General features: G+C 64.2%; 13 protein-coding genes. 6 read left to right on the top strand and 7 right to left on the bottom strand.

Annotated features, from left to right (window positions below):
- Positions 1-106 precede the first annotated feature (106 nt).
- Both AB7Z56_RS32215 and AB7Z56_RS32210 read right to left on the bottom strand, forming a co-directional pair.
- Positions 107-1615 (bottom strand): acetyl-CoA acetyltransferase, encoded by a 1509-nt coding sequence (locus tag AB7Z56_RS32215; protein WP_063984691.1) that lies wholly within the window; start codon positions 1613-1615, stop codon positions 107-109.
- A 154-nt stretch (positions 1616-1769) separates the two neighbouring features.
- The gene (locus tag AB7Z56_RS32210; RefSeq protein WP_063984690.1) at positions 1770-2903 is read right to left on the bottom strand and encodes a nitronate monooxygenase; all 1134 of its coding nucleotides are present in this window, start codon (positions 2901-2903) and stop codon (positions 1770-1772) included.
- 255 nt (positions 2904-3158) lie between these two features.
- Here AB7Z56_RS32210 and AB7Z56_RS32205 point away from each other — a divergent pair, with 255 nt between their 5' ends.
- Positions 3159-4817 (top strand): flavin-containing monooxygenase, encoded by a 1659-nt coding sequence (locus tag AB7Z56_RS32205; protein ID WP_063984689.1) that lies wholly within the window; start codon positions 3159-3161, stop codon positions 4815-4817.
- Positions 4818-5002: 185 nt separating this feature from the next.
- Positions 5003-5884: a glutathione-dependent disulfide-bond oxidoreductase gene (yghU, locus tag AB7Z56_RS32200; protein WP_063984688.1), complete on the top strand. Its 882-nt coding sequence runs from the start codon at positions 5003-5005 to the stop codon at positions 5882-5884.
- A gap of 173 nt (positions 5885-6057) precedes the next feature.
- On the opposite strand, the gene AB7Z56_RS32195 is transcribed toward yghU, so the two are convergent.
- From AB7Z56_RS32195 to AB7Z56_RS32180, 4 genes are all read right to left on the bottom strand, one after another.
- Positions 6058-6675, bottom strand: a complete 618-nt coding sequence (locus AB7Z56_RS32195) for a flavin reductase family protein (protein WP_063984687.1) — start codon at positions 6673-6675, stop codon at positions 6058-6060.
- Between the two features lie 195 nt (positions 6676-6870).
- A complete protein-coding gene (locus tag AB7Z56_RS32190; RefSeq protein WP_063984686.1) occupies positions 6871-8148 on the bottom strand; it encodes an acyl-CoA dehydrogenase family protein in 1278 nt (425 codons plus the stop codon).
- Between the two features lie 307 nt (positions 8149-8455).
- Positions 8456-8836: a VOC family protein gene (locus AB7Z56_RS32185; protein ID WP_231144415.1), complete on the bottom strand. Its 381-nt coding sequence runs from the start codon at positions 8834-8836 to the stop codon at positions 8456-8458.
- Between the two features lie 109 nt (positions 8837-8945).
- On the bottom strand, positions 8946-9725 hold the full coding sequence (locus AB7Z56_RS32180) for an SDR family NAD(P)-dependent oxidoreductase (protein WP_063986559.1): 780 nt from the start codon (positions 9723-9725) through the stop codon (positions 8946-8948).
- Positions 9726-9904: 179 nt separating this feature from the next.
- Between AB7Z56_RS32180 and AB7Z56_RS32175 the strand changes: the two genes are divergently transcribed.
- Genes AB7Z56_RS32175 through AB7Z56_RS32165 form a run of 3 tightly spaced genes read left to right on the top strand, consistent with a single transcriptional unit; the run spans position 9905 to position 12051 of the window.
- Positions 9905-10693: an enoyl-CoA hydratase/isomerase gene (locus AB7Z56_RS32175; protein WP_028146899.1), complete on the top strand. Its 789-nt coding sequence runs from the start codon at positions 9905-9907 to the stop codon at positions 10691-10693.
- Entirely contained in the window at positions 10690-11676 is a 987-nt protein-coding gene (locus AB7Z56_RS32170) for a phosphotransferase family protein (protein ID WP_063984685.1), read from the top strand. The genes AB7Z56_RS32175 and AB7Z56_RS32170 overlap by 4 nt, the downstream gene beginning before the upstream one ends.
- A 3-nt stretch (positions 11677-11679) precedes the next feature.
- Positions 11680-12051, top strand: coding sequence for a DUF6285 domain-containing protein (locus AB7Z56_RS32165; protein ID WP_063984684.1), 372 nt, complete (start codon positions 11680-11682; stop codon positions 12049-12051).
- Between the two features lie 195 nt (positions 12052-12246).
- Here the strand turns inward: AB7Z56_RS32165 and AB7Z56_RS32160 are convergent, their stop codons facing one another.
- On the bottom strand, positions 12247-13026 hold the full coding sequence (locus tag AB7Z56_RS32160; RefSeq protein ID WP_166351187.1) for an enoyl-CoA hydratase-related protein: 780 nt from the start codon (positions 13024-13026) through the stop codon (positions 12247-12249).
- Between the two features lie 212 nt (positions 13027-13238).
- Between AB7Z56_RS32160 and AB7Z56_RS32155 the strand changes: the two genes are divergently transcribed.
- Positions 13239-14513, top strand: a complete 1275-nt coding sequence (locus AB7Z56_RS32155; RefSeq protein ID WP_063984682.1) for an acyl-CoA dehydrogenase family protein — start codon at positions 13239-13241, stop codon at positions 14511-14513.
- Positions 14514-14638 lie beyond the last annotated feature (125 nt).

The following is a 14638-nucleotide window of genomic DNA, read 5'->3' as shown; positions in this document are numbered from 1 at the left end:
GTTGATCTCGTAGGGTGGGCAAAGCGAAGCGTGCCCACCGTCTTCATGTGATTGGAGGAAGAATGGTGGGCACGGCGCAAGAGCGCCTTTGCCCACCCTACGAAAGCTACGCCACCCGCCACTCCGGCACGTCATCCGCGGCCATCGCGATCTCGCCGAGCGAGCCTACCGGCGTGCGATCCATGTTGAGCAGATGCGCCAGCGTCGCCGCGTCGCTCGCCGGAATGCGCGCGAGTGTGCGCCGCTCGTCCGCCGTCCGCAGCATCACCACACCGTGTTCGACATCGCCGCCGCGGCCATAGAGCATCGTAAAGCTCTCGACCTTGCCCCTGCCTGAAACCTCCGTGACGAACTCGGGCACCGCGCGCTTGTTGCGGTCGGCCTCGGCTTGCACGCTGGTCTCCTGCGCCAGCGCCGCACGTGGCGTCTTCGACACCACCAATGCGTGGTGCTTGGTGACGAAGCCGCCCTGGCCGTAGAGCAGCCCGAGCTTGGCACCATCGCGCACACGCCGCACCATCGCGCAGGCCGCATGCGTCATGTAGGTGTTGAGCGGCGCGCCGAAGAAGGTGAGACCACCGGTCACGGTCGGCTGCACGTCGGCCCCGAGGCCAAGCGTCCGCCGCGCCATCTTGGGCACGCAAGGGAAGCAGCTATAGAGCTCGATCGCGTCGAATCCGTCGCCGCCGGCGAGGTCCATCGCCGCCTTCAGCACCGCATTCTGTGGATGGCTTTCATGGAACTGATCGCGCAGGAGGTAATCCCGCGGCTCTTCGGCCGAGGCGCCACCGAGCGGATAGACCAGCTTGTCCTCGGCGATGCCGGCCGCGCGCGCCCTGGCGAGGCTGGTGAGCAGCAGCGCGCCGCCCATGTTGACGCTGGGGTTGGCGACCATGAGCTTGTTGTAGGGCCAGGCGATCAGGCGGTTGTCCGCCGACGGCGTCGTGATCTCGTCCGGCGCATAGCGCCGCTTCAGCCAGGCGTTGGGATTTTCGGCGGCGGCTTCGGAGTAGCGCGACCACAGCGTGCCGGACTCTGCCATGGCTTCGCGCGGCGTCTGGCCCCAATGGGCGGAGGAGGCGGACTCATAGAATGGATAAACCGTGACGGGACGGAACACGCCGAGCTTCACCGCGAGCGGCTTCTGGAATGCCGCACCACGCTTGGGCTCCTCGACGTCATGGGCGAACGGCGTCCAGGGTAGCTTGATCCCGGCGCGCTCAGCCTTGGTCGCGGTCGACTGCGCCTCCGCACCGCAGACTGCCGCCACCGTGCACTCGCCACGCGCGATGCGTTTTGCCGCCTCGTGGATGTAGCGGATCGGGCTCTCGCCGCCGACCGGGCCGTAATAGCAATGCGCCGGCGCAATGCCGAGCCGCTGCGCCAAAAGCTTTTCCGGATCGCGATAGCGCCAGCTCAGGAAGTTGACGACGTCGAGCGACTGCACCTCGCCAAGCAGTTTTGCGCCGGCGTCCTGCTCAGCCCGCCGTAGCGCCTGTTCGAGCAGATCCAACGGCTCGAGGCCGTCGGTAATCTCCTTGGGTCGGTCGATGATCTCGCCGACGCCGACGATGACGGGGATGAGGTCTTCCGGGATATTGGTCTTGTCAGTCATAATCTCGATTCACGATGTTAGTTGCTTCGTCATTGCGAGGAGCTCGCGACAAAATTGCGAAGCAATTTTGCGTTGTAGCGACGAAGCAATCCAGAAATGCATCAGCGGAGGCAGTCTGGATTGCTTCGCTTCGCTCGCAATGACGATGTGGATGCTACTCCGCCACCAGCGCATTCATGTGCTCGACGGCCTCGGCAAATTCTTCCTTGAACTCCTGCACCACCGCGCCCGCCGACTTCACGCTGTCGATCAGGCCGACGCCCTGGCCGACGAAATAGCTGACGAGGTCGCGCGCTTTGGCGTTGCCGCTCGCCGCCGCGCGGTCGATCGCGTTGAAGGCGTCGCGGCTGATGACGCTTTGCAGCGGCATCGGCAGCGCGCCTGGGCTTTCCGGCGCGCGGTCCCAGGCATCGGTCCAGACCGAGCGGAGCTGGCGTGCCGGCTTGCCGGTGCGCCCCTTCGAACGGATCGCGTCGCGCGAGGATGCCGCGATCATCTTCTCGCGGAAGATCTCCGTGGTCTCGGCCTCGACGGTGGCGAGCCACACCGAACCGGTCCAGGCGCCGGCCGCGCCCATCGCCATGCAGGCGGCCATCTGCCGTCCCGTCATGATGCCGCCGGCCGCGAGCACCGGCACGTCGCGGATGTTCTTGATCGCCTTGATCACCTCCGGCACCAGCACCAGGGTGGAGACCTCGCCGCAATGGCCGCCGGCCTCGGTGCCCTGCACCACGAGAATGTCGACGCCGGCCGCAACCTGCCGCAACGCATGCTCCTTGGCGCCGACGAGGGCGGCAACCGGCACGCCGTGCTTCCTGCCCATCTCGATCATCGCCTTCGGCGGCACGCCCAGCGCGTTGGCGATCAATCGGATCGGATGGTTGAAGGAGACCTCGAGCAGCTGAAGTGCGGTCTTCGCGTCGAACGGTTGCGGCTGATTGTCGGCCACATCACTTGTCGTCAACTCGATATCGTACTTCATCAGGAGGTCGCGCGTGTAGGCGCGGTGCTCCTGCGGTACGCGCGCCTCCAGGCTCTTCCAGGTGACGTCCTTCTCGCCCGCGGTCGAGATGTTTTCGGGGATCAGGACGTCGATGCCGTAGGGCTTGCCGTCGACATGCTCGTCGATCCATTTCAGCTCGCGTTCGAGCGTGTCGGGCGTGTGCACGGTGGCACCCAACACGCCAAAGCCGCCGGCACGGCTGACGGCGGCAACGACGTCGCGGCAATGGCTGAAGGCGAGCAGCGGGAACTCGATGCCCAGCATGTCGCAGATCGGCGATTTCATGGCTCTCTCCCGGCAGCCGTCGCGTTGCTGTTGTTGCTTTGCTTGAGCGAAGGCGCTTCGAAGCTAGCCCATCGTCGTCAACGATGCCAATCCGGATTTGGCCGCGCATCTTGCGTGCAGACGCCACGCGGCGGATGAGCCATTCCGCTGCACAAAATAAACAGGCCAGAGCCCGCCGATTTGTCTCTTGCGCTTTTGTGAGTCTGTGAGAATGCTGGCGCAAACAAAGAGAAAACAGCGAGGGAGCGCCAACCGATGTCGCAAGCGCAAGCGAGTCCGGCTCGAACCGTGAAAGCTTACGACGTGGTCGTCGTCGGCGCGGGCTTTGCCGGCATGTACATGCTGCACCGCCTGCGCGGTCTTGGCTTCTCGGCGCGCGTCTATGAGCAGGGCGGTGGCGTCGGCGGCACCTGGTACTGGAATCGCTATCCCGGCGCGCGCTGCGATGTCGAGAGCATGCAGTATTCCTACTCGTTCTCGGAAGAGCTTCAGCAGGAGTGGGACTGGAGCGAGCGCTACGCGCCGCAGCCGGAGATCCTGAACTACGCCAACCACGTTGCCGACCGTTTTGATCTTCGCCGCGACATCCAGTTCGACACCCGCGTCGAGCGCGCGGCGTTCGACGCGCGGGCGAAGTGCTGGTCGGTGACGACGTCCGACGGCAAGACGGTTGAGGCGCAGTTCATCGTGCTCGCGACCGGCTGCCTCTCGAACGCGCGCAAGCCCGACATCAAGGGCCTTGAGAGCTTCAAGGGACCGGTCTACCACACTGGCAGCTGGCCGCATGAAGACGTCGACTTCACGGGCTTGCGCGTCGGCTTGATCGGGACGGGATCGTCTGGCATCCAATCGACGCCCGTCATCGCCGAACAAGCAAGACATCTCACCGTGTTTCAGCGCACGGCGAATTTTTCGATTCCCGCGCGCAACGCCGCGCTGACCGACGAAGAACGCAGTAACGTCCGCAAGACCTATCCGGAGATCCGCCGCTTCGCCCGCGAAGTCGCGCGCAACGGCATTTTCGCCGAGCAACCCGATCGCGGCGCGCTCGACGACAGCGATGAGACCAGGAATGGCAAATATTCGGCGCGCTGGGAGCGCGGCGGGCTCACCTTCATGTATGTCTACAACAATCTCGGCCTCGAGCCGTCCGCGAACGATACCGCGGCGAACTTCGTGCGCAGCAAGATCGCCGAGATCGTGAAGGACCCCGAAACCGCGAAGCTGCTCCAGCCCAACAGCCATCCGATCGGCACCAAGCGCATCTGCATCGATACGGATTATTTCGCGACCTTCAACCGGCCGAACGTCTCGCTGGTCGATATCAAGACCAATCCGATCGAGGAGATCACCGCGAATGCCGTGCGTGTCGCAGGCAAGGACCACGAGGTCGACGCGCTGGTGATGGCGACGGGGTTCGATGCCATGACCGGCTCGGTCGCGAAGATCGACATCAGTGGCCCGGGCGGACGGACGCTGAACGAGAAATGGGCGGAAGGCCCAAAGACCTATCTCGGGCTGATGAGCGCGGGCTTTCCGAACCTCTTCATCATCACCGGCCCCGGCAGTCCGTCGGTGCTCTCGAACATGATCGTCTCGATCGAGCAGCATGTCGATTGGATCACCGATTGCCTCGTCCACATGCGCAGGCAGGGTGTTGCCACCATGGAGGCAAGCGGGGAGGCCGAGGACAAGTGGGTCGCCCATGTCAACGAGGTCGCCCGCGGCACGCTCTATCCGCAGGCCAATTCCTGGTACATGGGCGCCAACATTCCAGGCAAGCCGCGCATCTTCATGCCCTATATCGGCGGCGTCGGTGTCTACCGCCGGATCTGCGACGAGGTCGCGGCGAAGGGATATGAGGGGTTTTTGCTGGGGCGGGCCGAGCAGGGGCTGACGGCAGCCGCGTCCTGAACCTGGCTCTTTCCGATCGTTATTCCCGGGGGGCGCGGAGCGGCGGGCGCGGAACGAGGGCGGGGAAGTGGCCTGCCATGACGAAACGTAGAGTTGCCCTGCCCGGCAATGCATTTCTGCGCCCTTGCCATCGGCCATTCGCGGGCTAATTAATGCAGGCGCATCTTTTTCGCCGGAGCCCCCGCATGACCGACGCCCCCGCCTACGTGCCGCCCAAAGTCTGGACCTGGAACAAGGAGAACGGCGGGCAGTTCGCCAGCATCAACCGCCCCATTGCCGGCGCGACCCACGACAAGGAGCTGCCGGTCGGCAAGCATCCCTTCCAGCTCTATTCGCTGGCGACGCCGAATGGCGTGAAGGTCACGGTGATGCTGGAGGAACTGCTGGCGCTCGGCCACAAGGGCGCGGAATACGATGCCTGGCTGATCAGGATCGGCAATGGCGACCAGTTCGGCAGCGGCTTTGTCGACATCAACCCGAATTCGAAAATTCCCGCGCTGGTGGACCGCTCCGGTCCGGAGCCGATCCGGGTGTTCGAATCCGGCTCGATCCTGGTCTATCTCGCCGAGAAGTTCGGCGCCTTCCTGCCAAAGGACATCAAGAGCCGCACCGAGGCGATGTCCTGGCTGTTCTGGCAGATGGGCAGCGCGCCCTATCTCGGCGGCGGTTTTGGTCACTTCTACGCCTACGCGCCGACCAAGATCGAATACGCCATCGACCGCTTTGCGATGGAGGTCAAGCGCCAGCTCGACGTGCTCGACCGGCGCCTTGCCGACAACGAGTACCTCGCGGGCAATGATTACACCATCGCCGACATCGCGGTGTGGCCCTGGTACGGCGCGCTCGCCAAGGGGCTGGTCTATGGCGCCGGCGAATTCCTGTCGGTGCAGGACTACAAGCACGTGCAGCGCTGGACCGATCAGATCGCCAAGCGTCCGGCCGTCAAGCGCGGCCGCATGGTCAACCGCGTCTCCGGCGATCCCGCCAGCCAGCTCCACGAGCGGCACGACGCCGGCGATTTCGACACCAAGACCCAGGACAAGATCGGCGAGCCGGCCGCGACGTAGGTGGTGCTCGCTTCACCTCGCCCCACTTGCGGGGAGAGGTCGAATTCGATCGAAGATCGAATTCGGGTGAGGGGGACTCTCCGCGAGTCCAACTCACACTGTTTTCTCGGAGGCAGCCCCTCACCCCAGCCCTCTCCCCGTAAGAACGGGGCGAGGGAGCGCGATGGCGCGGCCTACTTCCCCTTCGCCCCTTCCGCCGCCGGAAACACCACTCGATCATCCGTGCGGCAGTAGCGATCGGCGAACATGCGGCCGATCGGGTGATAGCGGTCCATGTGCACCCGCATCGCCTTGTCGTCCCACAGTTCGTCGCGGATATGGAAGTGGATGCCTTCGCCCATGATCAGCCGGCGATCGTCGTTGACGTCGATCATCTTCCAGAGCTTGCACTCCATCGCCCAGGGCGTGTCGGCGAGCCGCGGCACGGCGATCTTCGCCGACGGTGCGAGCTTCAGCCCGAGATAGTCAGGCTCGCCCACTTCAGGGGGAAAGTCGCCGCTGCTCTCGTGCATGGCCTTCGCCAGCGGCTCGTCGGCGAGGTTGACCACGAACTCGCCAGTGCGCTGGATGTTGAGGAACGTGTCCTTGTCCTGGCCGTTGGGCTTGCGGTTCGCCGCGAACATGCACAGCGGCGGATCTTCGCAGAAGGCGTTGAAGAAGCTGAACGGCGCGGCGTTGACGATTCCGGTCGGCCCGACCGAGGTCACCCACGCGATCGGCCGTGGCAGGATGAAGGACGTCAGCACCTTGTAGCGCTCGCGTGGCGTCAGGTCGCTGGCGGCGTATTCCATGGTGGCTCCGTGAGTTGTCGCCCCGCTCATGTCCGCCGAAGCTTTAGCGAAGGCGGATGCGGGGAGAGGTCGAATTCGATCGCAGATCGAATTCGGGTGAGGGGGTACAGGTCCCTCGATGATCTCACGTGTAGAGAGAGGCCCCTCACCCCAACCCTCTCCCCGTAAGAACGGGGAGAGGGGGAGGAGAGACTTTTACGCCATGCTCAGCTCGTGGCGTCCCACCACCATCCAGTGCACCTCGTCCGGACCGTCGGCGAAGCGCAGATGGCGCACGTCCTGGTACATCTCGGCAAGCGGGGTCCAGTGCGAGATGCCGGTGGCACCGTGCATCTGGATCGACTGGTCGATGATCTTGCAGGCGCGCTCCGGCACCATGGCCTTGACCATGGAGACCCAGACGCGGGCCTCCTTGTTGCCGAGCACGTCCATGGCCTTGGCGGCCTTCAGCACCATCAGCCGCATCGCCTCGATCTCGCAGCGCGCCTGCGCGATGATCTGCATGTTGCCGCCGAGATGGGCAATCTTCTTGCCGAAGGCCTCACGGGTGAGGCCACGCTGCACCATCAGATCAAGCGCCTTCTCGGCCTTGCCGATGGTGCGCATGCAGTGATGGATGCGGCCCGGGCCGAGGCGGAGCTGCGAGATCTCGAAGCCGCGGCCTTCGCCGAGCAGCATGTTCTCCTTGGGCACGCGGACGTTGTTGAAGCGCATGTGCATGTGGCCGCGCGGGGCGTGGTCCTGGCCGAATACGTACATGGGCCCGAGCACCTCGACGCCGGGCGTATCGCGCGGCACCAGGATCTGCGACTGCTGCTTGCTCGGCGCCGCATCCGGATTGGTCTTCACCATCACGATGAGGATCTTGCAGCGGGGATCGCCGACGCCGGAGATGTAATATTTCTCGCCGTTGATGACCCATTCGTCGCCGACGAGCTTTGCGGTCGTCGAAATGTTCTTGGCGTCGGAGGAGGCGACGTTCGGCTCGGTCATGACATAGGCCGAGCGGATCTCGCCGTCCATCAGCGGCTTCAGCCACTTCTCCTTCTGCTCCTTGGTGCCGACGCGCTCCAACACTTCCATGTTGCCCGTGTCCGGCGCCGAGCAGTTCATCGTCTCGGAGGCCAGCGGACTCTTGCCCAGTTCGGAGGCGATATAGGCGTAGTCGAGATTCTTCAGGCCCTGGCCGGTCTCGTCGTCGGGCAGGAAGAAGTTCCACAGGCCTTCCTTCTTGGCCTTGTTCTTGGCGACCTCGAGCACCTCGAGCTGCTTCGGGGTGAAGCTCCAGCGATCCTGCTTGCCTTCGCCGGCCTTGGCGAATTCGATCGACATCGGCTCGACGGTGTCGCGGATGAATTTCCTGACGTGATCGTAGAGCGGCCGGACCTGGTCCGACATGCGCAGATCGTTGAGCTCGTCGCCGGGATTGAGAGTGTAGTTGGTGGTGCGGGGTATGTAGGCGTGCTTTGTCATTGTTCCTCCCGGGGTCACTGAGATCGCGTTGGGCCGCAGAATAGTCGCAGCGCGGCCAAAGCGCGAGCGCACATTTTTTCAGGCGACCCATGCCATGCGATGGAATATCGCGAGCGTGTTTGAAATGTTGTTTGAACGGGGTGAGGAGGCAGGTGCGGGCCGCACTCACTGTTGTCATCGCCCGGCTTGACCGGACGATCCAGTACTCCGTGACGTCAGCGATTTACGGAGAAGCCGCGGCGTACTGGATTCCCCGCTCCAGTGCGCAATTGCGCACAAGGCGGGGAATGACACCGTCCTGGAGCAATCAGTTCGGCAGCCGATGCATCGCGCAGATCTTGTTGCCATCGAGGTCGCGCAAATAAGCGATGTAGAGCTTGTTCCCTGCGCCCTCCCGGATGCCGGGCGGATTCTCGATCGGCGTTCCGCCGGCGGCGACACCGGCTGCGTGCCACTTGTCGACCTGCTCAGGCGAGTTGGCGGCAAAGCCGATGGTGCTGCCATTCGCACACGTGGCGGCCTCGCCGTTGATCGGCTTCGTCACCGAGAACACGCCGGTCTTGGTGATGTAGAAGATGCGATGGCCGTCGACCCTGGCCGGGCGCACCTCGAGCGTGCCGAGCAGCTGGTCGTAAAAAGCCTTGGCCTTGTCGAGATCGTTGGTGCCGATCATGATGTGTGAGAACATTTGCCCATTCCCCTCAGAGTTTGTAGCCCGGATGGAGCGCAGCGAAATCCGGGTCTTGCTTGTTTTTGAAAATCCCGGATTACGCTTCGCTCCATCCGGGCTACGAGATTCAAAACGCCGTATAGCCGCCGTCGATCACGAACGTATCCGCGGTGTGATACGACGACGCCTTGCTCATCAGATACACCGCGATGCCGCCGAAATCGCTGGCCTCGCCGAAGCGCCGCATCGGAATGCGCGGCATCACATTGGCGACGAACTTCTCGTTGGCCATGATGCCCGCGGTCATGTCGCTCTTGATCCAGCCGGGCAGGATCGCGTTCGCGGTGACGCCGTGACGCGCCAGCTCGACGCCGAGCGCGCGCACCAGCGCGTTGATCGCGGCCTTGGTCGCGGCATAATGCTCGTTGCGCGCCGTGCCGAAGATCGAGGCGAGGCTCGATGTCGCGACCAGCCGGCCGAAGGGATCGCCGGCATTGGCGCGTTCGGTCATGTGTTTTGCGGCGGCCTGGAACGCGTGGAACACGCCGTCGAGATTGGTCGCAAACATCGTGCGCCATTCTTCCTCGGTGCGCTCGATGAAGGAACGCCGGCCGCCGCCGCCGATTCCGGCATTGGCAAAGCAGCCGTCGACCCGGCCGAAAATGTCGAGCGTCGCCTTCATCGCGGCATTGACCGAAGCCGGATCGGTGACGTCGCAGACGCGGGTGTCGACCTTGCCGGAGAGGCCCGTCATGCTCGCGGCAGCAGCCTTGTTCTTGTCAGGATTGCGGCCCCAGATCGAGACGTTGCAGCCCTGGCCGGCGAGCGCCTGCGCGATGCCGAGCCCGATACCGCCATTTCCGCCGGTGATCACGGCGACGCGGCCGGTGAGGTCGAAAAGGTTCATGGCGCGTTTCCTGTTTTTGGCACGGGCGCGCACCAGCCTGTGCGCGCAAGATTGTGCGATACGACGACAAGGTATGTTCGGACCACCATGGACAAGGCCGCGACAAAAATCAAATATGCGCCCCGGCAAAACTAATTCCGGTCTGCGAAACATCGCTAGTACCAACTGACGAGGAAACCATGCAGTTCAAACACGTCACGCTCGATTTCGATGGTTCGGTCGCGATCCTCCGGCTCGACCATCAGGAGGTGATGAACGCGGTCTCCATGGACATGCTGGGTGGCCTCTCCGATGCCCTCGACGCGATCGAGGAGAAGAAGGGCGAGGTCCGCTGCGTGGTGCTGACCGGCGCGGGGCGGGCGTTCTGCACCGGTGCGAATCTGCAGGGGCGCAACAACCAGTCGAAGAAAACCAAGGCCGGCCTGACGCTCGAGACCGGCTTTCATCCCTTCTTGCGGCGCATCCGCAATCTGCATTGCCCGATCGTGACCGCGGTCAACGGCCCGGCGGCCGGCGCCGGCATGAGCTTCGCACTGCTCGGCGACATGATTTTGTGCGCGCGGTCCTCTTATTTTCTTCAAGCGTTTCGTCGCATCGGCCTGGTGCCGGATTGCGGCTCGACCTGGCTGCTGCCGCGCCTGATCGGCCGGGCGCGCTCGGTCGAATTGTCGCTGATGGGTGAGCGGCTGCCGGCCGAGAAGGCGCTGGAATGGGGCCTCGTCAACCGCGTCTATGACGACGGCGTGCTGATGGAGGAGGCGATGAAGCTTGCGCGCGACCTTGCCAGCGGCCCGACCGTCGCGCTGTCGCTGATCCGCAAGCTCTACTGGGACAGCCCCGAAAATTCGTTCGAGGATCAGCTCAATCTCGAATTCCAGTGCCAGCTGCGTGCCGGCGACACGGACGATTTCCGTGAAGGCGTTGGCGCGTTCCTGGAGAAGCGCCCGGCGCAGTTCAAAGGCAAATGATCGAGGCCGAGCTCTCCCGCAGCGTCGCGCGCTGGTGCGAAGGGGCGACCGGCGTCACCGGCGCAGCAAAACTGTCCGGCGGCGCCAGCCAGGAAACCTGGCGCTTCGACATCGAGCATCCCGATGGGCTGATCGGCGCGATCCTGCGACGCTCGCCGAAGGGCTATGGCGCCGCGCCGACGCGCGCGGCGGGTCTCGCCGCTGAAGCGCAGTTGATGCAGCTCGCTTTCGAGGCAGGCGTGCCGTCGCCGCGCGTCATGCATGTGCTGACGCCGGACGAAAATCTCGGCACCGGCTTCATCATGCAGCGGGTCGAGGGCGAGACCATCGCCCGCAAGATTCTTCGCGATGATGAGTACGCGGCGGCGCGGCCGCGTCTCGCGCGGCAGATCGGTGGCGTGCTCGCCGGCCTGCACAAACTGCCGCAGGACAAGCTGCCCGAGCTGCGCAGCCGGTCCGCGACTCAGGAGATCGGCGAGTTCGAGCGCGACTATCGCAGCCTGAACTGGCCCAAGCCCGTGTTCGAGCTGGCGCTGCGCTGGCTGCGCGACCATGATCCCGGTCCCTCGGCCGAGATGACGCTGGTGCACGGCGATTTCCGCAACGGCAATCTGATCATCGGCGCCGACGGTGTCCGTGCCGTGCTCGACTGGGAGCTCGCCCATCTCGGCGATCCCATGGAGGATCTCGGCTGGGTCTGCGTCAATTCCTGGCGTTTTGGTGAGATCGACAAGCCGGTCGGCGGTTTTGGCACACGCGAGGAGTTGTTTGCCGGCTACGAAGCGGCAGGCCGAAAAGTCGATCCCGTGCGCGTAAAATTCTGGGAAGTGATGGGCACGCTGCGCTGGGGCATCATGTGCGGCGGCATGATGCAGCGGTTTCGCGAGGGGCCTGACCATTCGATGGAACGCGCCATGATCGGCCGCCGCGCCAGCGAGACCGAGATCGATCTGTTGCGGCTGCTGGCGCCGCGCGGGAGCTGACACATGCAGGACGAACCAACACCGACCGAGCTGACCAAGGCGGTCGCCGATTTCCTCCGCAACGACATCACGCCGCTGATCTCGGGCCACCAGGCCTTCAAGCTGCGCGTCGCCGTCAACATCCTCGACCTCGTCACGCGGCAGCTGACGCAGGAGGAGGGGAGCGACGCGAAGGAAGTCGAGCGTTTGCGCGCGCTGATGGGCATGGATGGCTCGGTCACCGATCTCAACCGCGCGCTCGCCGAGCGCATCGCCACGGGCGAGATCGACCTCGCAACGCCGGGGCTCGCCGAGCATCTGTGGGCGACCACGATGGACAAGCTCGCGGTGGACCAGCCGAATTACGCGTCATACAAGCGGGAGCTGGGGCGATAGGCGGGTAGACGGTGCCATATTCTCCGCTGTCATCGCCCGCCTAGTGCGCAATTGCGCACAGGGGCGGGCGATCCAGTATTCCAGAGACGGCAGTGAGATACGTTGAAGCCGCGGCGTACTGGATGCCCCGGTCAAGCCGGGGCATGACACCTGTGGTGTTGGGGCATCCGTCGTCGTGACGAGGAGAGCGGCGCTCTACTTCCCCACCCATTTCGGTGGCCGCTTCTCCGAGAATGCCTTTGGGCCCTCGATATAATCCTGCGAGGCCACCATCGCCTTCACCGCCGGATATTCGCGCTGCTCCTCGATCGCCTGTTCCAGTGACACGGCGAGGCCCTTCTGGATGGTCTGCTTCGATGCCCGGATCGACATCGGCGAGTTCTTGGTGATCATCTCCGCCCAGCGCAGCGCGCCCGACAGCGCCTCGCCCTGCGGCACCACCTCGTTGACGAAGCCGAGTTCGTGGCCCTCCTTGGCGCTGACATGGCGCGCGGTGAGGATCATGCCCATGGCGCGCTTCAGCCCGATCTGGCGCGGCAGGCGATGGAGGCCGCCGGCGAGTGCGGCGAGGCCGACGCGTGGCTCGGGCAGGGCGAAGGTCGCGTTCTCGGACGCGATGATCAGGTCGCAGGCGAGCGCGATCTCGAAGCCGCCGCCCATGGCGACGCCGTTGACCGCGGCGATGATCGGCTTGTCGCAGTCGAATCGCGAGGTGAGGCCGGCAAAGCCGCCCTTGTCCCAGCCGCGCTTGCCGCCCGCCGCCTGCCATTTCAGATCGTTGCCGGCGCAGAACGCCTTGTCGCCGGCGCCGGTGACGACCGCGACCCACTGCTCGGGGTCGGCGGAGAAGTCGTCGAACACCTTGTTGAGCTCGAAATGCGCATCGATGTGCAGCGCGTTGTAGACCTCGGGCCGCGACAGCGTGATGATCGTGATTGGCCCCTTGCGTTCCACTTTTGAGAATTTCAGATCCATCGCGCGCTCCCGCATTTTCTCGTGAAGGAATATTGCGGACATACTAGCGCGCGTCGGCGCCGCGACACCATCGAATTGCGCGGGCGCGCCTTGCGCCCGTCACACGCCTTGCCTTGCTTGACTTGCGCGCGCACTTCTCACCTTAATCGTGCGAAGCAAAAAGCGCGGTAGCGCCTTAACGCAAAACAACAAAATCAATCCGGGAGAGAGCCGTGGATTTCTCATTGCCTGCCGATCTCGTCGCCTATCTCGGAGAGCTCGATCGCTTCATCGAACGCGAGATCAAGCCGCTCGAACAAGCCGACGACAACATCCGCTTCTTCGACCATCGCCGCGAATGGGCGCGCACCGATTTCGACAATGGCGGCCTGCCGCGCCATGAATGGGAAGCGCTGCTGCGCAAGGCCAAGGATCTGGCGGACGCCGCCGGCCATCTGCGCTTTCCGGTGCCGAAGCAATATGGCGGCAAGGACGGCTCCAACCTCTGGATGGCCGTGATCCGCGAGCACTTTGCCGCCAAGGGTCTCGGCCTGCACAACGATCTCCAGAACGAGCACTCCATCGTCGGCAATTTCCCTGTTGTCACCATGCTCGATCGCTATGGCCGCGACGACCAGAAGGCGATGATCGACGGCTCGATCAAGGGCAAGTACCGCATCACCTTTGGATTGACGGAGCCGCATCACGGCTCGGACGCCACCCACATGGAGACGCGCGCGGTGCCCGCGACCCGCGACAACGTCAAGGGCTGGATCATCAACGGCGAGAAGATGTGGACGACCGGCATGCACGTCGCCACGCATTGCGCGCTGTTCGCGCGCACCTCGGGCAATGACGGAGATGCCCGCGGCATCACCTGCTTCCTGGTTCCGGCCAAGAGCCATGGCGTGAAGGTCGAGGAATACATGTGGACCTTCAACATGCCAACCGACCATCCCCGCGTCAGCTTTACGGACGTGTTCGTGCCGGAGGATGCGTTGTTCGGCGAAGTCGGCCGCGGCCTGTCGCTGGCGCAGTGCTTCGTGCACCAGAACCGCATCCGCCAGGCGGCAAGCTCGCTCGGTGCTGCCGTCTACTGCATCAACGAGAGTGTGAAATACGCGCGCGAGCGAAAGCCGTTTGGCAGGGCGCTGGCCGAGAATCAGGCGATCCAGTTCCCACTCGTCGAGCTCGCCACGCAAGCCGAGATGCTGCGCCTTTTGATCCGCAAGACGGCGTGGGAGATGGACAAGCTCACCGAGGAGCAGATCGAGCGCACGCTCTCCGACCGCGTCTCCATGTGCAACTACTGGGCAAACCGCCTCTGCTGCGAATCCGCCGACCGCGCCATGCAAGTCCACGGCGGCATGGGCTATTCACGCCACAAGCCGTTCGAGCACATCTACCGCCACCACCGCCGCTATCGCATCACGGAGGGGAGTGAGGAGATCCAGATGCGCAAGGTGGCGGGGTTCTTGTTCGGGTATATGGGGCCGGGGAAGCATTGAGCGGTTGCTGCGAAGCATCGCTGCCGTAGGGTGGGCAAAGCGGAGCGTGCCCACCGTTCTTGTTGCAAACGAAGATTGGTGGGCACGGCGCTTCGCGCCTTTGCCCACCCTACGGTACCGCACCA

It is taken from the genome of Bradyrhizobium sp. 482_C4_N1_8 (assembly GCF_052075965.1).
Taxonomy (GTDB): domain Bacteria; phylum Pseudomonadota; class Alphaproteobacteria; order Rhizobiales; family Xanthobacteraceae; genus Bradyrhizobium; species Bradyrhizobium barranii.
Note: the sequence above shows the minus strand (reverse complement) of the source record. Positions and strands in the feature narration are given on the sequence as shown.